Source organism: Intestinimonas butyriciproducens, from assembly GCF_004154955.1.
Lineage (GTDB): Bacteria > Bacillota > Clostridia > Oscillospirales > Oscillospiraceae > Intestinimonas > Intestinimonas butyriciproducens.
The window spans coordinates 3,130,593-3,149,921 of the sequence record NZ_CP011524.1 but is presented as its reverse complement, the minus strand read 5'-3'; the positions used below and the strand labels follow the sequence as shown (position 1 = coordinate 3,149,921).

Below are 19,329 nucleotides of genomic sequence, written 5' to 3'. Positions count from 1 at the left end.
CGGAGGAGAAAAATCCCGGCGGGCAGAGCCGGGATTTTTTCGCACGGGGACGCGAATGCCGGGCTGGGGCAGCTCACGGTCCAGGCCGGTGAGCGCCTCCCTGCGCAGGGAGAGCGCTGCCTGAAGCGGAGGGCATCCCCACCTCCGGCGGAGGGGGCTGGGAGGAGAGGGCGAGGATGCGTTCGTAATAGACCTGGCAGACCGAGAGCAGGTGGTCGTCCAGAACGGGCAGACCCATATGGTCGGTAAGATCCTTCAAAAAGTGCATTTTGGACATAAAATCCTCCCGCGTGGAGGAGAAAACGCCCACCCACAGATTCATGAGGATCATAAAGGCCTCCGAGAACTCCTTGGGCTGGGCCACGGCGATGGAGCCATCGGCAATACCCTCCCGGATCAGAGCCTCCAAAAAGGGGCCGGAGTCCGCTACAGAGGCGCGCAGCGTCAGGGTCAGCAGCTTTGGGTCCATGGTGGTGGAGCTGGTGAGCCGATCCAGATCCAGCTTACCGGGATCGGAGAGCAGGCGGAGCAGAACCTGCCGGACCTTCTCCAGTCCTGTGAGGGAACTGTCTAGCCGGATGCCCCGAAACCAGCCCATCTCGTCATAGTACCGGTCGGTCAGCTTGTCCAGGATGTCCTCCTTGGACTTAAAATGGTGGTACACCGCGCCCTTTGACATGCCCAGGGCATCGGTGATGTCCTGAATGGTGGTGTGGTCGTAGCCTTTTTCCCGAAACAATTGATGGGAGACATCCAGGATTTTTTTTACCGTCTCCTCCGGGTATTTGTTGCGGGCCATGGGGGCCCCTCCTTTATATACATACCGTTGGTATGTTTAATATATATCGCAGCTCCCGTCTTGTCAAGGGGAAAATATCCGCGCACGAAAAGGCCCGGACGGGGCGGAGACCACGTCCGGGCCAAGCTGCGGGAGACGATCAGAGCGCCCCTTCGCCGCGGGCGGCGATCTCCGCCTGGGCCCTGGCTTCCAGCTCGGCGGCCTCTTCCTGGGGGACCTCACGGATGAGGATGAAGGGGGTGAGCTGGCGGACCTGGCCGGCCGGGTTGTCGCCGATGAGGCGGGAGAGCGTTTCATCCGGCCAATCCCGCAGGGCGTCGCATTTTCCCAAGATCTCCTGGGCCAGGGCATTGGCGTCCACGATCATAGATACCACGCCCGTCTCCTGAAAGACCTTGTTGCACACGCCGTCCGGATCGGCGGGGATGCGGATACCCATTTCGGCGTACTCTTCAATATCGTGGCCGAAGAAGCCGTCCAAGCCATAGACCTCGTCTCCGGCAATTTTGTAGAAGGTGCCGTGGACGCCGCGGAGCTTGTCGATGGCGGCGCGGAAAGCGGCCCACAGGATCTTGGGGGTGCCGCACTGGTTGATGGCAAACTGCATCTTATAGGGGACGCCGGCGCCGGGGCCGGCCTTGGTCTGGGCCACAAAGCGGCAGAGGATCCTGGCCAGCAGGCCGGGCTGAACATCCTGGGCGTAGACCACCCGCTTTTGGCACAGGGCCACGATCTTCTCGCTGACCGAGACGATGTCGCCGCTCTGCCAGAGGGGGACCACATACTGCCGCACCAGCGCGTCATAATCGTCGCCCACATTGACAAAGGGGATCTGAATGGCGTGGCGGGCATAGGTCTTGCCATCCACCTCAATGATGAGCTTTTTCGTTGCGTTGACGTAAAAATCTTTCGCTTCCATAGCCGCTCCCTCTTTTGCATTCCCTCCGGCAGGGCGCCGGAGTACACGCATGCATCAAAAATAAGGCCGGGCCCCCGCACAGGCGGGGGCCCGGCTACACCCTTTAAAAGTATATCCGTTTTGCTATAAAAATCAACCCTTAATCCTCATTTTTGGCAGAAAGCGCCTCGTGGATGGCCTTGGCAGCCCTCTTGCCTGCGCCCATGGCCAAAATCACAGTGGCCGCGCCGGTCACCGCGTCGCCCCCGGCATAGACATGCGGCCGGGTGGTCTCCATGGTGTCCTCGTGGACGACGAGGCATCCCTTCCGGTTGGTTTCCAGGCCCGGGGTGGTGGAGCGGATCAGAGGATTGGGCGTGGTGCCCAGACTCATGATGACGGTGTCCACGTCCAGCACGAACTCGCTGCCCGGCACCTCCACCGGGCGGCGGCGTCCGGACGCGTCGGGCTCACCCAGCTCCATTTTGATACACTCCATTCCGGCTATGCTTCCCTTGCCGTCGGAGAGAATCCTGGTGGGATTATTCAAAAGATGAAACTCGATCCCTTCCTCCCTGGCGTGGTGGATCTCCTCGTTCCGGGCGGGCATCTCCGCTTCGCTGCGGCGGTAGACCACATATACATGCTCGGCACCGATGCGCTTGGCACACCGGGCGGCGTCCATGGCCACGTTTCCGCCGCCCACCACGGCCACGGCCCTGCTTTTTTTGATAGGCGTGTCGTATTCCTCCAGATAGGCCTTCATGAGATTGACACGAGTGAGATATTCATTGGCGGAGTAGACCCCACTGAGCGTCTCGCCGGGGATACCCATAAACATGGGCAGGCCCGCGCCAGAACCCACAAATACGGCCTGGTAGCCCTGTTCAAAGAGTTCGTCGATGGTGATGGTCTTGCCGATGACGGTATCCAGCCTCAGCTCCACGCCCATATCCAGAATGCCCTCCACCTCATGGCGGACAATCTCCTTGGGCAGCCGGAATTGGGGAATGCCGTAGACCAATACGCCGCCGGCGGTGTGGAAGGCCTCGAAGATCGTGACGGCATAGCCCAGCTTGCCCAGGTCGGAGGCGCAGGTGAGCCCGGCGGGGCCGGAACCCACCACCGCCACTTTGACGCCGTTGGAGGCGGGCTTGGCGGTTTTCTCCGTACCGTGCCCCCGATACCAGTCGGCGACGAAGCGCTCCAGGCGGCCGATGGCAACGGGCTCCCCCTTCTTGCCGCGGACACACAGACATTCACACTGGCTCTCCTGGGGGCAGACGCGGCCGGAGATCGCGGGGAGGGTATTGGTGGTATGTATGATCTCATAGGCGGCCTGGAAGTCCCCCTCCGCCACCTTAGCGATAAACTCGGGGATGCGGATGTTCACCGGGCAGCCGGCCACGCAGGGGGAATTCTTGCAGTGGAGGCAGCGTCCGGCCTCCTCCACGGCCATCTCAGCGGTATAGCCCTGGGCCACCTCCTCAAAATTGCGGCTGCGGACGGCGGGGTCCTGCTCAGGCATGGGGAGTTTGGTCGCACTCATATTCGCCATGGCTTACTCAACCTCCTTTTGCATCAGCCGGCAGGCATGGGTCCGGCGGGTCTCCGCTTCGCGCTCCTGATAAGCCCTGTTCCGGGTCATCAGCTCGTCAAAATCCACTTTATGCCCGTCAAAGTCGGGGCCGTCCACACAGGCAAACTTCATCTCGCCCCCCACGGATACCCGGCAGCCGCCGCACATCCCGGTGCCGTCAATCATGATGGGGTTGAGGGAGACTAAAGTTTTGATGCCGTAAGGCTCGGTGGTCTTACAGACGAACTTCATCATGATGATAGGCCCAATAGCGATGACGGCGTCGTAGTGGATGCCGGAGTCGATGAGCGTTTTGAGCTTGTCGGTGACCAGCCCCTTTTCCCCGCAGGAGCCGTCGTCGGTGGTGAGATAGAAGTGGTCGCAGGCTTTTTTGAACTCCTCCTCCAGAATGACGATATCCTTGGAGCGGAAACCGGCGATGACGTCCACCTCTACGCCGCGGGCGTGGAGATACTTGGCCTGGGGATAGGCGATGGCGCAGCCTACGCCGCCGCCGATGACGGCCACCCGCTTGACAGGGCCCAACTCCAACCCGGGGTGTTCACGGTCCAGCAGGTCGGTGGGAGTGCCGAGGGGGCCGACAAAGTCCAGAATGTCATCGCCCTCCTCTAGCCGGTCCAGCAGCTCGGTGGTCAGACCTACCTTTTGAAAGATAATGGTGACGGTACCCCGCTCCCGGTCATAGTCCGAGATGGTCAGGGGGATTCGTTCGCCGTGTTCATCTACGCGGAGGATGATGAATTGGCCCGGCTGCGCCTTTTTGGCGATAAGGGGGGCGGACACCTCCATCAGAGTTACCGTGGGATTCAGGCGGCGCTTATGCTGGATCAAAGCCATGTTACTACCACTCCTTTGAGACGCTGCAAAGCAACTGTTCAGACGTTGATTTTTACTATTATAAAGGACAAATGCGCTGTTGTCCATACTATGGGTGCAGACAGCGGAACAGACTTTCGACAACTGCGCGCGGACGCATATCCGCCCGCGCTCCGGGAGAGAATAGCAGGATAGAAAAGGAGGCGTGGCTGTGGGCTTTTTTGGGAGAAAAAAGGTCGAGGTGCCGCCCCACCCCAGGCGGGAGCCCAGGATCGATCTGCCGCTGACAGTGGAGAGCGTCCGACAGGTCTTTGCGGACTGTGTGGATTTTTCCGAACGGGAAGCCGCCTTGGGTGGAGATCCGGACAAGCTGGTAACGCTGTGCTATATCAGCGGGATGGTGAAAATGGAGCGGGCCAGCGACTACGTGCTTCGCCCTCTGGCGCAGGACACCGTCCTGAGCGGGTGCGGCATGGCGCAGGCCATGGAGCGCATCCGGAAAGGCGCCCTCTACAATTTAGGGGTGGAAAAACGCGCCACGATGGACGAGGCCGTATTCGATATGATTGGCGGGAACTGCATCCTCTTTTTTCCAGGGGAAAAGGAGGCCCTCTCCTTTAATGTAGGGACCGAGGAGAAGCGGTCCATTTCCGATCCGGAGAACGAGCCTCCGCTCAAAGGGCCGAGGGATTCCTTTGTGGAGTCCGTGCGTACCAACACCTCCCTGTTGCGGCGGCGGGTACGCACCCCGGATCTGCGGATCAGGGAGCTGCTGGTGGGGCGGCAGACGGTGACCCCCGTGGATATTGTGTGGATCGAGGGCATCACCAACCCCGAGACGGTCCGCGCCGTAGAGCGCCGGGTGGCGGAGATCGACATCGACGCCCTCATCGCCACAGGGAATCTGGAGGAATATATCGCCGACGACATCCACACCGCCTTTCCCACCCTGGCGTACACCGAACGGCCGGACCGCTTTTCCGCCGGCGTGGTGGAGGGCCGCGTGGGACTGCTTATCGACGGGCTGCCTTTGGGCTGGCTCCTGCCCGGGACCCTCAGCCAGTTTTTTAAGACGCCTCAGGATAAGTCCCAGGGCTGGATGGCGGCATCCGCCCTCATGGTGCTGCGCTACCTGTGTATGCTCATCACTCTCTTTCTACCGGCGGTCTATATCGCCGCTGTGACCTTCCACCTGGAGATGCTGCCCACCGAGCTGGCCCTGTCCATCATAGCGGCCAAGCAGGATGTGCCCTTTACCACGGTGTTCGAAGTCCTCCTGATGCTGGTGGCCTTTGAGATCATTCAGGAGGCCGGGCTCCGGCTTCCCAGTTCTATCGGTCAGACCGTCTCCATTCTGGGGGGACTGGTGGTGGGGTCCGCCGCTGTGGAGGCCCGTATCGTCTCTCCCGCGGTGCTCATCGTGGTGGCGGTGGCGGGTATTGCCGGATATACTATGCCGTCTCAGGATTTCGCGGGCGCGCTGCGGATCTGGCGCTTTGGTCTGGCGGCGCTGGCCTCTCTAGCGGGAATGTTCGGCGCGGCCATTGGGGCACTGCTGCTCATCTGTCATCTCGCCTCTCTGGAGAGCTTCGGCGTGGCCTACCTCACGCCCTTTGCCGCCAACGACGGGGAACAGGTGGAGGGGCATGCCGTGATCCGACAGCCGCTGCCCAGCGTCAAGCTGCGGGAGGCGGCGCTCAAGACCCAGAACAGGAGGAACCAGCGATGAGAGTGAAAAAATCTGCTGTCCTGCTGCTGTGCGCGGCGCTGCTCCCCCTGTCCGGCTGCTCCAGAGCCGAGGCAGCCCTGCCATACGCCCATGAGATCGAGGATACCGTCCTCATGGGGGCGCTGGGAGTGGATCTGGAAAAGGGGGCTCCGGGGAGGGTGGCGGTTACCGTCTCCAGCGGGGGACGGTCCGGCGCGGGGGACTCGCCCGGGCAGTCGCCGGTGGTGCTCTCCGCACAGGCTGAAACTGTGTCCGCCGCCTGCGCAGAGATACAGACGTTCGGTTCGGATTTTGTCTTTTTCGGGGATGTGGAGCATGTCCTGGTGGGGGAAGAGCAGGCTCTGACGGGCGTTATGTCGCTGCTGGGACACATGGCACGGGACCCGGAGCTGCGGCTGGAGGCCCGCCTCTGGGTGATAAAAGACGGCAGAGCCGGGGATATCCTCTTTGACGCCGCGTCTGACGGAGGCGCACCGGATCGCCTCACGGCGCTGGAAACCGACGCCGAATTGGCGGCTTCCCCCGCGCCGCGGACAGCGAGAGAGGTGCTCTCAGACCTGCTGGACAACGGCTGTGCGCTTCTCCCGGCACTGGAACGCCGACCCGCCAGGACCGGAGACGGAGCGGAGGGGGAGTATACTGTGGCCGGAGCGGGTTATGCGATCCTGCGGAACGGAGCACTGGCGGGCTGGACTGGGGGGGAAGGCGCGCTTGGGGCGGACCTTTTGACCGGGGATGCCCCGGGGCGGATACTGGAGTTTGCCGCGCCCAGCCTTGCACAGACCGCGCTGCGGCTCACCGAGGTGAAGACGGAGCTGACGCCGTCCTTTACGGACGGCGTCCTCGCCGGACTGGCCGTCACCTGCCGGATCGAGGCCCAGGTGGCGGAGCTGCGGGGGGCGGACGAACTCAGCGAGGAGGGCAGGATATGGCTGGAGGAACGCCTTGCGCAGACAGGTGAGGCGGCTATCCATACGGCGCTGGACTTGGCGCAGACCCTGGACGCCGACTATCTCCACCTGGGGAGGAAAGCCGCCCTGGCGGCGCCCTGGCGTAAGGCAGAGCTGGAAACACAGTGGAAAGCGGGGTTTGCCGCGCTCCCAATCTCCCTGACCGTAACGGGACAGGTGGCCCGCATGTAAGGGCGGGCCTGTTATTATTATTTAGGTGGTGATCCTCTGAACAGCGATAATATTTCCGCGCGGCAGCTCTATGTGATCCTGTTCACCGCGCTGCTGTCCCCGGCGGTGCGGGCGCTGCCGGGCTGGACGGTGGGGACGGCAGGAGAGAGCGCATGGCTCACCGGCATACTGGCCTTTCCGCCCTTTCTGCTGCTGGGGTGGATGGTTTTTTCGCTTTGCCGCCGGAGCGGAGGGCTGGCACAGGCCTATCAGGATGCCTTTGGTCCTCTGGCGGGAAAGGTGGTCATTGTAATTTACCTGTCCTGGGCGCTTTTTCTCCTGTGCGCCGAGGGGCGGCTCTACGCCGAACGGATGCTCTCTGCCGGATATCGAAGCGCCGCCCCCTGGGTATTTCTGCTGGTGCTGCTGGGGGTGGTGCTGTGGATGGGACGGCGCAAATTGGGCGCCTTTGCCCGTGCGGCGGAGATCTGCTACCTGGTCCTAGCGCTGACCCTGGGGCTGGTACTGCTTTTTTCCATCCTAGATATGAGCCCCGAGCATGTGCTGCCGGTCTGGATAACGGACGTTCCGGCCGTAACGGCGGCCACGCTGATGCCGGTTGGCGTACTGAGCTGCGGGGTGTTCGGAGGATTTTTAGGGGGGAACGTCACCAGGCGTTCTGGTGACGCCGGACGGGGACTGCTCTGGCTGTTGGCGGGATGCGGTGCTCTCACACTGCTCCAGTTCGGAGTCTTGGGACAGTTGGGCCCTGCGCTGTGCGGGCGCATGGATATCCCCTTCTTTGAAGTCGCCAGAGGCGTGGGAGTGGATGGAGCATTCCAGCGGGTGGAGTCTGTTGTGGTGGCCCTCTGGGTGCTCAGTGATTTTGCAATGCTGGGTCTGTTGGTGTTTGCCATCAGAAAAGGTGCGGGAGCGGTTTTGGGCTCCCGGTGGGAACATTGGGCCGCCCCTGTGGCAGTGATCGTCGCGTTTTTAGGCGGACTTACCCTGTTTCCGGACGACTTCTCTGTGGAAAAGGTCTCATCCGCATGGGTCCCTTGGGGTAATTTGATCTTGGCGTTCCCGGTCCCAGCCCTTGCATTGATTGTGACAAATGTCAAAGGGAGAAAAAAGACGGACACATCTTGTGGGGAGAAGAGGGGAAAAGACACAGGATATGGGTAAGCAAAGACGCAGTAAAAATAGATGAAAGAAAAACGGAAAAAGGAGTTGACAATTGGGGAGGAGTTTGGTATATTAACTGAGCGCCAAACGCCGGGCAGGAAAACAGTGGCAAAGAGCGGAAGAAAAATCCGTGAGCGGCTGAAAAAATGCTTGACAAGAGCTTGGCCATCTGCTAGAATAACAAAGTTCGCGTCAGCCGAGAGGCGGCACTGATTCAAGGGGATTTGAAAAAAGTGCTTGACAAGGGCTTGAAGATCTGGTAAGATATAAAAGTTCGCGTGAGACGCAAACGAGTCAAGTGTCGAAATGATTTCGAAAGAAATTGAAGAAAACGCTTGACAATGAGAGTGCCATGTGGTACAATCAAAATCCCGCCGCTGGAGCGGCGTGCACCTTGTAAATTAAACAACGTGAAGAAGAAACACGAAGCACCAGAAAAGGACTTGAGGTCCTTTCTAAAGTCGCAAGACTTGGAAAGGCTCTTGACAAATTTCTTTGAAGCTATGGAAAGCTTCAATAAGATGATTTAAGGAACGGAAGTTCTTTAGATACCATTTTATTGAGAGTTTGATCCTGGCTCAGGATGAACGCTGGCGGCGTGCTTAACACATGCAAGTCGAACGGAGCACCCCTGACGGAGTTTTCGGACAACGAAAGGGAATGCTTAGTGGCGGACGGGTGAGTAACGCGTGAGTAACCTGCCTTGGAGTGGGGAATAACAGCCGGAAACGGCTGCTAATACCGCATGATGTATCTGGATCGCATGGTTCTGGATACCAAAGATTTATCGCTCTGAGATGGACTCGCGTCTGATTAGCTAGTTGGTGAGGTAACGGCTCACCAAGGCGACGATCAGTAGCCGGACTGAGAGGTTGGCCGGCCACATTGGGACTGAGACACGGCCCAGACTCCTACGGGAGGCAGCAGTGGGGAATATTGGGCAATGGGCGAAAGCCTGACCCAGCAACGCCGCGTGAAGGAAGAAGGCCCTCGGGTTGTAAACTTCTTTTGTCAGGGACGAAGCAAGTGACGGTACCTGACGAATAAGCCACGGCTAACTACGTGCCAGCAGCCGCGGTAATACGTAGGTGGCAAGCGTTATCCGGATTTACTGGGTGTAAAGGGCGTGTAGGCGGGAGTGCAAGTCAGATGTGAAAACTATGGGCTCAACCCATAGCCTGCATTTGAAACTGTACTTCTTGAGTGATGGAGAGGCAGGCGGAATTCCCTGTGTAGCGGTGAAATGCGTAGATATAGGGAGGAACACCAGTGGCGAAGGCGGCCTGCTGGACATTAACTGACGCTGAGGCGCGAAAGCGTGGGGAGCAAACAGGATTAGATACCCTGGTAGTCCACGCCGTAAACGATGGATACTAGGTGTGGGGGGTCTGACCCCCTCCGTGCCGCAGTTAACACAATAAGTATCCCACCTGGGGAGTACGATCGCAAGGTTGAAACTCAAAGGAATTGACGGGGGCCCGCACAAGCGGTGGAGTATGTGGTTTAATTCGAAGCAACGCGAAGAACCTTACCAGGACTTGACATCCTACTAACGAAGCAGAGATGCATAAGGTGCCCTTCGGGGAAAGTAGAGACAGGTGGTGCATGGTTGTCGTCAGCTCGTGTCGTGAGATGTTGGGTTAAGTCCCGCAACGAGCGCAACCCTTATTGTTAGTTGCTACGCAAGAGCACTCTAGCGAGACTGCCGTTGACAAAACGGAGGAAGGTGGGGACGACGTCAAATCATCATGCCCCTTATGTCCTGGGCCACACACGTACTACAATGGCGGTCAACAGAGGGAAGCAAAGCCGCGAGGTGGAGCAAATCCCTAAAAGCCGTCCCAGTTCGGATTGCAGGCTGAAACTCGCCTGTATGAAGTCGGAATCGCTAGTAATCGCGGATCAGCATGCCGCGGTGAATACGTTCCCGGGCCTTGTACACACCGCCCGTCACACCATGAGAGTCGGGAACACCCGAAGTCCGTAGCCTAACAGCAATGGGGGCGCGGCCGAAGGTGGGTTCGATAATTGGGGTGAAGTCGTAACAAGGTAGCCGTATCGGAAGGTGCGGCTGGATCACCTCCTTTCTAAGGAGAGCTCGATGGGGAGAAGTACTCATCGAAAAGTCCTAAGGTCAGGCTTTTCTGGGGAGTGGATCGCTTCACGTTGTTTAATTTAGAGGGCGCACGCCATATGGGCCCATAGCTCAGCTGGCTAGAGCGCACGACTGATAATCGTGAGGTCGGTGGTTCGAGTCCACTTGGGCCCACCACTTTCTTTCTTTGGAGAAAGAAGGAAGGCAAAGGAAGCTTTAGCAGAGCTTGGCACACCGGACGCGGGGGTATAGCTCAGTTGGTAGAGCACCTGCTTTGCAAGCAGGGGGTCACCGGTTCGAGTCCGATTACCTCCACCATTTAGAACAGATTTCAGTGCTCGATGGAGATTGAGGACTGAAATCTGTCCTGAAAGGGACAGAGGTCTGCACCTTGAAAACTGAACAATGTGAAAGAAAGTATTGAGAGCAAGCAACAGAGGGCAATTAATAGCAAATGTTGTGGAACTTTAAGATAGAATGGCGAAAGCTGTTCTAGTGAAGGGTAAAAACAATAAGCCAATTAAGAACTCTTTGAGGCCTGCATAATTCATGATCATAACGTAGAACCAGGAGATGGTTCTGCGAAAGGTCAAGCTAGAAAGAGCGCAAGGGGAATGCCTTGGCATCAGGAGCCGACGAAGGACGTGACAAGCTGCGATAAGCTACGGGGAGCGGCACATACGCATTGATCCGTAGATTTCCGAATGGGGCAACCCGGCAGAGCAATACTCTGTCAGCGTGCGTTGAATCAAATAGGCGTACGCGGGGAACCGCCTGAACTGAAACATCTAAGTAGGGCGAGGAAGAGAAATCAACCGAGATTCCGCAAGTAGTGGCGAGCGAACGCGGAAGAGGCCAAACCAGAGGATTTATTCTCTGGGGTTGTGGACTCACATAACGGTGCAATAGTTTAGCCGAATGGTATGGGAAGGCCAGCCACAGCGGGTGAGAGCCCCGTAGGCGAAAAGCGAATTGCATCAGTGAGGATCCAGAGTACCGCCGGACACGTGAAACCCGGTGGGAAACAGGGGGGACCACCCTCCAAGCCTAAATACTACCTGATGACCGATAGAGGAGCAGTACCGTGAGGGAAAGGTGAAAAGGACCCCGGGAGGGGAGTGAAATAGAACCTGAAACCTTGTGCTTACAAGCACTCAAAGCCCGTTAATGGGTGATGAGGTACCTTTTGTAGAATGGTCCGGCGAGTTATTGTAACAAGCAAGCTTAAGGTATTCAGTACCGGAGGCGCAGGGAAACCGAGGGTTAATAGCCCGTATAAAGTTTGTTGCAATAGACCCGAAACCGGGTGACCTATCCATGAGCAGGTTGAAGTGGGGGTAAAACCCCATGGAGGACCGAACGCACGTTCGTTGCAATGACCGGCGATGACTTGTGGATAGCGGTGAAATTCCAATCGAACCCGGAGATAGCTGGTTCTCCCCGAAATAGCTTTAGGGCTAGCGTTAGTTTAGATTACCGGAGGTAAAGCACTGAATGGGCTAGGGGCCGATAAGGTTACTGAACCCTATCAAACTCTGAATGCCGGCTAATTGATGACTAGCAGTCAGACTACGTGAGATAAGTTTCGTGGTCAAAAGGGAAACAGCCCAGACCCACAGCTAAGGTCCCAAATGTATGCTAAGTGGAAAACGATGTGGAGTTGCGAAAACAACCAGGATGTTGGCTTAGAAGCAGCCACTCATTAAAAGAGTGCGTAATAGCTCACTGGTCGAGTGACTCTGCGCGGAAAATATAACGGGGCTAAGCATGCAACCGAAGCTTGGGCTTGTCGCAAGACAGGGGTAGGGGAGCGTCGAATATGGGGTGAAGTCGCAGCGGGAGCAGCGGTGGACTGTATTCGAGTGAGAATGCCGGAATGAGTAGCGAGAATTATGTGGGAATCATAATGGCCGAAAATCTAAGGTTTCTTGGGGAAGGTTCGTCCGCCCAAGGTAAGCCGGGAGCTAAGGCGAGGCCGCAAGGCGTAGTCGATGCACATACGGTAGAAATTCCGTAGCCGCCGAACTTTAAGCATGCTGACACTTTGGAATAGGGGAACCCGGGCGTTGGTTGACCCGGGCGTAAGGGACCGAAAAATAGTAGGGAAGTCCTTGATGTCCAGAGGCGAGAAAAGGCATGTGGTATACTAAGGCGCCCGTACCGCAAACCGACACAGGTAGATGAGGAGAGAATCCTAAGGCCAACGGGAGAAGGGTTGTTAAGGAACTCGGCAAAATGACCCCGTAACTTCGGGATAAGGGGAGCCTGCGCGAGCAGGCCGCAGAGAATAGGCCCAAGCGACTGTTTACCAAAAACACAGGTCTATGCTAAATCGAAAGATGACGTATATGGGCTGACGCCTGCCCGGTGCTGGAAGGTTAAGAGGAGAGCTTAGTCGCAAGGCGAAGGTTTGAATTGAAGCCCCAGTAAACGGCGGCCGTAACTATAACGGTCCTAAGGTAGCGAAATTCCTTGTCAGGTAAGTTCTGACCCGCACGAATGGCGTAACGATTTGGGCACTGTCTCAACAGCCCACCCGGCGAAATTGTTGTACTGGTGAAGAAGCCAGTTACCCGCAACTAGACGGAAAGACCCCATGGAGCTTTACTGTAGCTTAATACTGGAAATCGGTAAATCATGTACAGGATAGGTGGGAGACTTGGAAGCCTGGGCGTCAGCTTAGGTGGAGTCAACCTTGGGATACCACCCTTGATTTGCTGGTTTTCTAACCTGCGGCCGTGAATCCGGTCGGGGGACACTGTTAGGTGGGCAGTTTGACTGGGGCGGTCGCCTCCAAAAAGGTAACGGAGGCGCTCAAAGGTTCGTTCAGCACGGACGGAAACCGTGCAGTGAGTGTAAACGCATAAACGAGCCTAACTGCGAGACCGACGGGTCGAGCAGTAACGAAAGTTGGAGTTAGTGATCCGGCGGTATGTGCGTGGAAATGCCGTCGCTCAACGGATAAAAGCTACCCTGGGGATAACAGGCTGATCTCCCCCAAGCGTCCACAGCGACGGGGAGGTTTGGCACCTCGATGTCGGCTCGTCGCATCCTGGGGCTGTATTCGGTCCCAAGGGTTTGGCTGTTCGCCAATTAAAGCGGCACGCGAGCTGGGTTCAGAACGTCGTGAGACAGTTCGGTCCCTATCTGTTGCGGGCGTAAGAGATTTGAAGGGAGCTGTCCTTAGTACGAGAGGACCGGGATGGACGAACCTCTGGTGCACCAGTTGTCCTGCCAAGGGCATAGCTGGGTAGCTACGTTCGGACGAGATAAACGCTGAAGGCATCTAAGCGTGAAACTCCCCCTAAGATTAGATCTCTCATCCATTAGGAGTAAGGCGCGTCGTAGACTATGACGTTGATAGGCCGGAGGTGGAAGCACGGCAACGTGTGCAGCTGACCGGTACTAATCCGCCGAGGGCTTGACCTTAACATGATTGTGCAGGCGCTTGTCCTCAACTTCTTCACATTGTTCGGTTTTGAAGGTGTAGACTTTTGTATGCGCCTTTAGCTCAGTTGGTAGAGCAACTGACTCTTAATCAGTGGGTCCCCGGTTCGAATCCGTGAAGGCGCACCATATGGCCCGTTGGTCAAGCGGCTAAGACGGCGGCCTCTCACGCCGCAAACGTGGGTTCGATTCCCGCACGGGTCACCATTTTTGACGGGTTATATGCGCCTTTAGCTCAGTTGGTAGAGCAACTAACTCTTAATCAGTGGGTCTTTCGGTTCGAATCCGTGAAGGCGCACCATTTCTACCGGGTGTGTGCTCGGTGGGGACCAGTGAAGTTTTGTTAAGGTTTTGCTTGACATTTTTTGAAAAAGTGAATATAATAACTTGTCGTTGGGAAGAACGGTAAGGAGAAGAAAGTTTTACAAAGTTTCTTTTGCTTACTTTTCTTTCTGAAGAAAAGTAGTTGGTGCTGATTGCGGTGAGGGTCCACCCGTTCCCATTCCGAACACGGCAGTTAAGCTCACTTGCGCCGAAAATACTTGCCTGGAGACGGGCCGGGAAGATAGGTAGTGCCAACACAAAATGAGGGTCTGGTCTGACCAGACCAGACCCTTCGATATTCCTCAATAGCTCAGTTGGTAGAGCATGCGGCTGTTAACCGCAGGGTCGTTGGTTCGAGTCCAACTTGGGGAGCCAGAAATATAGGGATTGCCGTCACGGTGACGTGACGGCAAACCATTACTATAGGAACCGCAAACCGGCAAGATGGGCCTTTAGCTCAGTTGGTTAGAGCAACCGGCTCATAACCGGTCGGTCCACGGTTCGAGTCCGTGAAGGCCCACCATATAGGGGTATAGCTCAGCAGGTAGAGCAGCGGTCTCCAAAACCGCGTGCCGAGGGTTCGATTCCTTCTGCCCCTGCCAGAACTTTTCCAGCATTGCTGTCTGATACAAAAGATGGCGCGGTAGTTCAGTTGGTTAGAACGCCGGCCTGTCACGCCGGAGGTCGAGGGTTCAAGTCCCTTCCGCGTCGCCATCATGGGGTGCAATCGCGCCTCATATGCTGCTATAGCTCAGTCGGTAGAGCGCATCCTTGGTAAGGATGAGGTCGGCGGTTCGAATCCGCCCAGCAGCTCCAACGAAAAGCACTCAAACTTAACGGTTTGGGTGCTTTTTGCTTTAGTTTTATAACAATTTTCTCTTTTTTGAAAAATCAGCAAAATATTGTATTGCTGTTAGTCGCAACAAAAGTCGCAACATGGCTTAAAAAATAACCGGGTAGGGGGTGTTTCCCTGCCCGGTTTTTCTTTATTCACCCTCTGCTTTGAGGGCGTCTCGGACGACCTGTCCGGCGCGTCTGATGGATTCTTCATTAGCGTGGGCATACATTCTCAGAGTAACAGCGGTATCACTATGCCCAAGGCGTTCACTAACCGATACGACATCTGCCCCGTTGGTAAGAGCAAGGGAGGCCGATGTGTGCCGGAGCTTGTGTGGGTGGAAATCCTCTACGCCGTATCGCTGACCGAATTTCTTAAAATAACGGGTAGGACTTTGAGGGTGCATCGGATCAGAAGAACCATCCTGAGTAAAGATCCATTTGCTAATACACTTGCTTGACTGCTCAGTCTGGAGCTGGCGCAGGAGCTTGACCACATCCGGGCCGATATCAATAGGCCGGGATTTTCTGTTTTTGGGGGTATCCTCGTAGATACCTGCAGCGGACGTATATTGAAGATTACGCCGAATAGTAATACAGCCCTTCTTGAAGTCTACGTCTGTCCATTGCAGGCCACAAGCCTCACCACGTCTCATTCCGGTATCGGCAACAAGATTGATATAGGCTTGCCATTTTAGAGGCTCATTATCCAGGCATTTGAGAATGTGGCGGAGTTGCTGGACAGTATAGGCCTTCTCGCTCTCTTCTTTGACGTGTTCATTCTTTCTGGGCTTGGGACGAGTAACCCGTAGCATGGGATTTTCCTGAATTGAATCATCAAGAAATGCCATTTTGAAGACGCCGTTAAGGATATTGTATAGCTTGACTGCCGAGGAGTGAGCTTTTCCGCTCTTTTGGAAGTCAAGCAGCAGCTTTGTGAGCATGGATGGAGTAATATCCCTCATGGGGAAGTCGCCCAGTACAGGGAGAATGTGTTTATCGAGGCATTGACGATAGTTTGAACGCGAGTTTTCGGAGAATGTGGCTTCTTTTGCCGACATGAAGACACCATCCGCATACTGTCTCAGCGTTTTTATCTTTGCCGCTTCCAAAGCAGCTAAGCGTCTTTCCTCCAGATCCTCCTGCCGAGTTTTAAGGGTTCCTTCAGCCAGTTCATTTTCCAGATTGGCCGCAAATTTATCGAGTTCGCGTTTAATCGTTTTGGCGCTCCATCCTGGCTCTGGCCTCCAGCTTCGTGTAACCTTGCGGCCTCGGCCATTGGATACCTGGACTTTATAGACCGTTGCGCCGCCGGCATCAGTTGTTTTCTTGTAGGACGCCATATTATTCAGCCTCCTTTTCGTCTTCGGAGATAATAAACTGTTCCAGATCACAACCCAAGCGGTGCATAAAATCTGAGTAGCCGTAAAAACGCAGGAATTTTGCAATAATGCTGAGTTGTGTATTTTTAGCTGGGTCATCCCGATGATCGTAAAGTAACTGGCACCATTGTACCGCAGTAGCATCGTCAACGCACTTGCTGATTAAGGCAAATGCCGTTTGCTCTGTGGCGGTGGTGTCATTTTTAATACGGTCATAGAAATCCGACTTGAATTTTTGAAGGTTCTCTATAATATCAGCAAAATAGAGCCGGACATCTATATTTCGCTTATCATACGGGATTAGAGAAAATGGCTTTTTCTGTGCCACATCCTCAGCAGAAAATGCAAAATAGGATGTAATTTTTTCTAAAAATAAACCATTTTCTATCAAATAGTTCAAAACTATCAGTTTTGACCTGTCTTCTTGGCTGTTTTCCAATTTCAAAACAGAGGCAGCGTGCTCAGAAAGTCCGATTTCCTCAGCGGTGAGGTGTGCTGTCTCCTCCTTTCCATAACTTGATACACCCAGAAGATAGTCAGTGGAAACGCCAAGAAAACTTGCAATATTGACGATTGTAGTAGGAGTTGGATTTGCACTGCCATCCATATAAGCAGATACAGACTGGCGTGTAATACCAAGATGAGTGGCCAAGTCTGCTTGAGTGTACCCAGAAGATGACATGAGTTCTCGTAACATTGTAGGAAGCGGAGCATTATAATTCTCTGGAATACTGGTTCGCTTGCGTGGCATATCTATATCACCTCGATTAGCAGTTTTTGCTTGCACTTTTATAGAGGTAGCTGATATTGATTGACCAATCAGCTATTAACTGCTATAATGATACCATAAGCAACGAAAGACTGCAATAGGAAAATTAAAAAAGGAGATGATTTTATGAGCAAGCAATATGATCCGTCACGCCAATTCCAAACTATCGCAGAAGCCTCGCGAACAACGGGGTTGTCGCAGTATTTCCTCCGGCGTGGTTGCTGGGATAACAGTATCCCACATATTCGCGCCGGGGCTACGAAATACCTAATCAATGTTCCGCTCATGATGCAGCGCCTCAATGAGCAATCAGAGGTCGGTGCTCAGGCAAAAGCGTGATTATATGGGGCGTCACGATGGGGACGCATACAGCAGAAATGGGTTAGCAAGATTTTTCTCTCAGGTTAGCATATAGGCTTTTTGCTTTGATATGCGGATAGACGGGATGACCGCACTATAAGCCGGGAGGTAGCATATGAGACGAGATAACTATACACCGGAGGAGATTGCAGAAATGCACGATCGCAACGAGAATTTCCACGGCAGACAGGCCAACATTGCCAAAATCCTACTTTACAACGAGATTAAAGCTGAGTTGGTGGAGTTTATGCAGTCTTGCGACGAGGTGCGATTGATGGATGGCTTTGCTCCAAACGCAAAAGAGAAGCACGCCATGCTCTGGCTCGAATTGAGATTTGCCGCAACTCTGGATAAAGAGGAGACGGCGGCGCTGACAGCTATTATGAACAAGGCTGACGGAGTGGTGCTCGCCGCCGTATCTCGTTCCAGATCGACAATATTTGGTTAGATTAGGAGGCGGATATGGATGATTAACGTAGTTGACGCCCCTTGTGGCGCAGGAAAGACAGAATGGGCGATATCCTACATGAACGCCCATCCGCAGGAGGCGTTTATTTTCGTTACGCCATTTCTCAGTGAGGTTGAGCGTATCAAACAGAGCACGACAGCGGCGTTTTACGATCCACAGCACTACCAACGTACGGATTTGCTGGGTGGTGTGGCTGGTTCTAAGACTAAGTTGGAGGACTTCAATGATTTACTTGCTGAGGGGCGAAACATTGTCACGACACACACGACTTTTACCAATGCAACACCGGACACTATCGCCATCTTGCAAGACAATTCCTATCACTTGATCCTTGATGAGGCTGTTGACGTGCTTCTCCCACTTAACGATATTATTGACTCCGCAAACTACCGGGTCAACAAGAAAAACGTCAAACTGATGCTCGATAATAACATCATAGCAGTGGATGAGGATTGTCGTGTCCGCTGGACTGGTGGGCCTCAGCCCATTGACGGTGAAGAGCGGCACTCTTTCTGTGAAGTTCAGCGCCACGCCGAAAATGGGAACTTGCTACTGATTGATGGTCGGTTCTTTATCTGGGAGTTTTCACCAGAAGTATTCAGCGCTATGGAGTCGATCACCATTCTGACCTATCAACTGGAAGGGAGTTTTTTGTGTCCATACCTGCAACTGCACGGGTTGAATTACACAAAATCAAGTGTTTGTGGCACTTACGAGAAAGGTTTTGAACTCGCTCCCTACATGGTGGATCTAAACCAGCGGAAGGAATGGAGGCGGCTTATTACCCTGTACCAAGACAAAAAAATAGCGGATTTCGGAAGCCTGTCTGCTACCTGGTACAAAAACTGTGTTAAGGATCACCCCAAGTCCCAAGAGGCGTCCGAGCTGCGCCGTGCTCTGCGACGGTTCTTTATAGCGGTACAAGCCAAGCCATACGACATCATGTGGAGTTGTCCCAAGGACAGCCGTAACAGTATTGCCCCCGGTGGATACAAGCTGATTCGAGAGCTTACTGATGAGGAGAAACGTGGTCGCAGTCAAGTACAGCAGGATGAGTATGCAGATAATAATGGCCTGCGCTGCTGGGTTGCGTCAAATGCTCGCGCTACCAACAGTTACAGTGATAGACACGTGCTGGCATATATGCTCAACCTTAATCCAAACCCGGAGGTTTCCAAATATTTTGGTAAGCAGGGTGCATCTCTTAGCCGGGATACCTTTGCACTTGCTGGGCTTATTCAGTGGGTATGGCGCTCTGCAATCCGCAAGGGAGAGCCTATAACTCTGTTCTTGCCGTCACCCCGTATGTACAAGCTGTTCACTGAATGGCTGGACGGAAAGCGGTAGCTTTGGATGAGGGGTCATCCAAAACTGGCGAGAAACCCCCATTTACTGACGGCGATTTGAGGGCATCTGCTTAAGAGGACAGAGGCATAAAAGGTGTGGTATAAGGTGTGGAGGCCAACACCCCAAATCATAGTAAAATCTGCATACACCG

The 19,329-nt window shown here is 54.9% G+C and carries 12 protein-coding genes, 10 tRNA genes and 3 rRNA genes; 19 read left to right on the top strand and 6 right to left on the bottom strand.

The window, feature by feature from the left end; translation table 11 throughout:
- Positions 1–73 precede the first annotated feature (73 nt).
- The 4 genes from SRB521_RS15545 to SRB521_RS15530 form a co-directional block, all read right to left on the bottom strand.
- Positions 74–799, bottom strand: coding sequence for a TetR/AcrR family transcriptional regulator (locus SRB521_RS15545; protein WP_116722531.1), 726 nt, complete (start codon positions 797–799; stop codon positions 74–76).
- A gap of 139 nt (positions 800–938) precedes the next feature.
- Positions 939–1,718, bottom strand: coding sequence for a coenzyme F420-0:L-glutamate ligase (locus SRB521_RS15540; protein WP_075704805.1), 780 nt, complete (start codon positions 1,716–1,718; stop codon positions 939–941).
- Between the two features lie 139 nt (positions 1,719–1,857).
- A complete protein-coding gene (gene gltA / locus SRB521_RS15535) occupies positions 1,858–3,255 on the bottom strand; it encodes an NADPH-dependent glutamate synthase (RefSeq protein WP_116722530.1) in 1,398 nt (465 codons plus the stop codon).
- A gap of 3 nt (positions 3,256–3,258) precedes the next feature.
- Complete coding sequence (locus SRB521_RS15530; protein ID WP_116722529.1) at positions 3,259–4,134, bottom strand: sulfide/dihydroorotate dehydrogenase-like FAD/NAD-binding protein; 876 nt, start codon at positions 4,132–4,134, stop codon at positions 3,259–3,261.
- A gap of 190 nt (positions 4,135–4,324) precedes the next feature.
- Between SRB521_RS15530 and SRB521_RS15525 the strand changes: the two genes are divergently transcribed.
- The 16 genes from SRB521_RS15525 to SRB521_RS15450 all read left to right on the top strand — a co-directional run bounded on the left by SRB521_RS15525 (position 4,325) and on the right by SRB521_RS15450 (position 14,830).
- A complete protein-coding gene (locus SRB521_RS15525) occupies positions 4,325–5,842 on the top strand; it encodes a spore germination protein (protein WP_075704802.1) in 1,518 nt (505 codons plus the stop codon).
- Positions 5,839–6,984 (top strand): Ger(x)C family spore germination protein, encoded by a 1,146-nt coding sequence (locus tag SRB521_RS15520; RefSeq protein ID WP_116722528.1) that lies wholly within the window; start codon positions 5,839–5,841, stop codon positions 6,982–6,984. The genes SRB521_RS15525 and SRB521_RS15520 overlap by 4 nt, the downstream gene beginning before the upstream one ends.
- 36 nt (positions 6,985–7,020) lie before the next feature.
- The gene (locus tag SRB521_RS15515; protein WP_116722527.1) at positions 7,021–8,148 is read left to right on the top strand and encodes a GerAB/ArcD/ProY family transporter; all 1,128 of its coding nucleotides are present in this window, start codon (positions 7,021–7,023) and stop codon (positions 8,146–8,148) included.
- Positions 8,149–8,703: 555 nt separating this feature from the next.
- Positions 8,704–10,235 (top strand): 16S ribosomal RNA (locus SRB521_RS15510).
- 108 nt (positions 10,236–10,343) lie between these two features.
- A tRNA-Ile gene (locus tag SRB521_RS15505) sits at positions 10,344–10,420 on the top strand.
- A 65-nt stretch (positions 10,421–10,485) separates the two neighbouring features.
- Positions 10,486–10,561, top strand: a tRNA-Ala gene (locus SRB521_RS15500).
- Positions 10,562–10,830: 269 nt separating this feature from the next.
- A 23S ribosomal RNA gene (locus SRB521_RS15495) occupies positions 10,831–13,672 on the top strand.
- Positions 13,673–13,743: 71 nt separating this feature from the next.
- Positions 13,744–13,819 (top strand) — tRNA-Lys (locus tag SRB521_RS15490).
- 3 nt (positions 13,820–13,822) lie between these two features.
- Positions 13,823–13,897 (top strand) — tRNA-Glu (locus tag SRB521_RS15485).
- A gap of 17 nt (positions 13,898–13,914) precedes the next feature.
- Positions 13,915–13,991, top strand: a tRNA-Lys gene (locus SRB521_RS15480).
- Positions 13,992–14,155: 164 nt separating this feature from the next.
- Positions 14,156–14,271: ribosomal RNA gene (rrf, locus tag SRB521_RS15475) — 5S ribosomal RNA — on the top strand.
- Together the 16S, 23S and 5S rRNA genes with 10 tRNA genes alongside form the textbook arrangement of a ribosomal RNA operon.
- 42 nt (positions 14,272–14,313) lie before the next feature.
- Positions 14,314–14,389 (top strand) — tRNA-Asn (locus SRB521_RS15470).
- 71 nt (positions 14,390–14,460) lie between these two features.
- Positions 14,461–14,537, top strand: a tRNA-Ile gene (locus SRB521_RS15465).
- Positions 14,538–14,540: 3 nt separating this feature from the next.
- Positions 14,541–14,616: transfer RNA gene (locus tag SRB521_RS15460), tRNA-Trp, on the top strand.
- Positions 14,617–14,651: 35 nt separating this feature from the next.
- A tRNA-Asp gene (locus SRB521_RS15455) sits at positions 14,652–14,728 on the top strand.
- Between the two features lie 26 nt (positions 14,729–14,754).
- Positions 14,755–14,830: transfer RNA gene (locus SRB521_RS15450), tRNA-Thr, on the top strand.
- A gap of 170 nt (positions 14,831–15,000) precedes the next feature.
- Here SRB521_RS15450 and SRB521_RS15445 read toward each other — a convergent pair.
- Together SRB521_RS15445 and SRB521_RS15440 are read right to left on the bottom strand one after the other, a co-directional pair.
- A complete protein-coding gene (locus SRB521_RS15445) occupies positions 15,001–16,194 on the bottom strand; it encodes a tyrosine-type recombinase/integrase (RefSeq protein ID WP_165366662.1) in 1,194 nt (397 codons plus the stop codon).
- Position 16,195: 1 nt separating this feature from the next.
- Positions 16,196–17,020, bottom strand: a complete 825-nt coding sequence (locus SRB521_RS15440; protein ID WP_207215983.1) for a helix-turn-helix domain-containing protein — start codon at positions 17,018–17,020, stop codon at positions 16,196–16,198.
- A 108-nt stretch (positions 17,021–17,128) separates the two neighbouring features.
- On the opposite strand from SRB521_RS15440, the gene SRB521_RS15435 reads away from it, so the two are divergent.
- The 3 genes from SRB521_RS15435 to SRB521_RS15425 all read left to right on the top strand — a co-directional run bounded on the left by SRB521_RS15435 (position 17,129) and on the right by SRB521_RS15425 (position 19,178).
- A complete protein-coding gene (locus tag SRB521_RS15435) occupies positions 17,129–17,341 on the top strand; it encodes a hypothetical protein (protein WP_116722625.1) in 213 nt (70 codons plus the stop codon).
- Positions 17,342–17,477: 136 nt separating this feature from the next.
- Complete coding sequence (locus tag SRB521_RS15430; protein WP_129868868.1) at positions 17,478–17,810, top strand: hypothetical protein; 333 nt, start codon at positions 17,478–17,480, stop codon at positions 17,808–17,810.
- Between the two features lie 18 nt (positions 17,811–17,828).
- Positions 17,829–19,178: a DEAD/DEAH box helicase family protein gene (locus tag SRB521_RS15425; RefSeq protein WP_116722627.1), complete on the top strand. Its 1,350-nt coding sequence runs from the start codon at positions 17,829–17,831 to the stop codon at positions 19,176–19,178.
- The last annotated feature ends 151 nt before the right edge of the window (positions 19,179–19,329 follow it).

What these genes read in the sequence shown, in the direction of transcription:
- SRB521_RS15545 (WP_116722531.1), bottom strand. Translation starts at nt 799, where the DNA reads ATGGCCCGCAACAAATACCCGGAGGAGACGGTAAAAAAAATCCTGGAT.
- SRB521_RS15540 (WP_075704805.1), bottom strand. Translation starts at nt 1,718, where the DNA reads ATGGAAGCGAAAGATTTTTACGTCAACGCAACGAAAAAGCTCATCATT.
- gltA (WP_116722530.1), bottom strand. Translation starts at nt 3,255, where the DNA reads ATGGCGAATATGAGTGCGACCAAACTCCCCATGCCTGAGCAGGACCCC.
- SRB521_RS15530 (WP_116722529.1), bottom strand. Translation starts at nt 4,134, where the DNA reads ATGGCTTTGATCCAGCATAAGCGCCGCCTGAATCCCACGGTAACTCTG.
- SRB521_RS15520 (WP_116722528.1), top strand. Translation starts at nt 5,839, where the DNA reads ATGAGAGTGAAAAAATCTGCTGTCCTGCTGCTGTGCGCGGCGCTGCTC.
- SRB521_RS15445 (WP_165366662.1), bottom strand. Translation starts at nt 16,194, where the DNA reads ATGGCGTCCTACAAGAAAACAACTGATGCCGGCGGCGCAACGGTCTAT.
- SRB521_RS15435 (WP_116722625.1), top strand. Translation starts at nt 17,129, where the DNA reads ATGAGCAAGCAATATGATCCGTCACGCCAATTCCAAACTATCGCAGAA.
- SRB521_RS15430 (WP_129868868.1), top strand. Translation starts at nt 17,478, where the DNA reads ATGAGACGAGATAACTATACACCGGAGGAGATTGCAGAAATGCACGAT.
- SRB521_RS15425 (WP_116722627.1), top strand. Translation starts at nt 17,829, where the DNA reads ATGATTAACGTAGTTGACGCCCCTTGTGGCGCAGGAAAGACAGAATGG.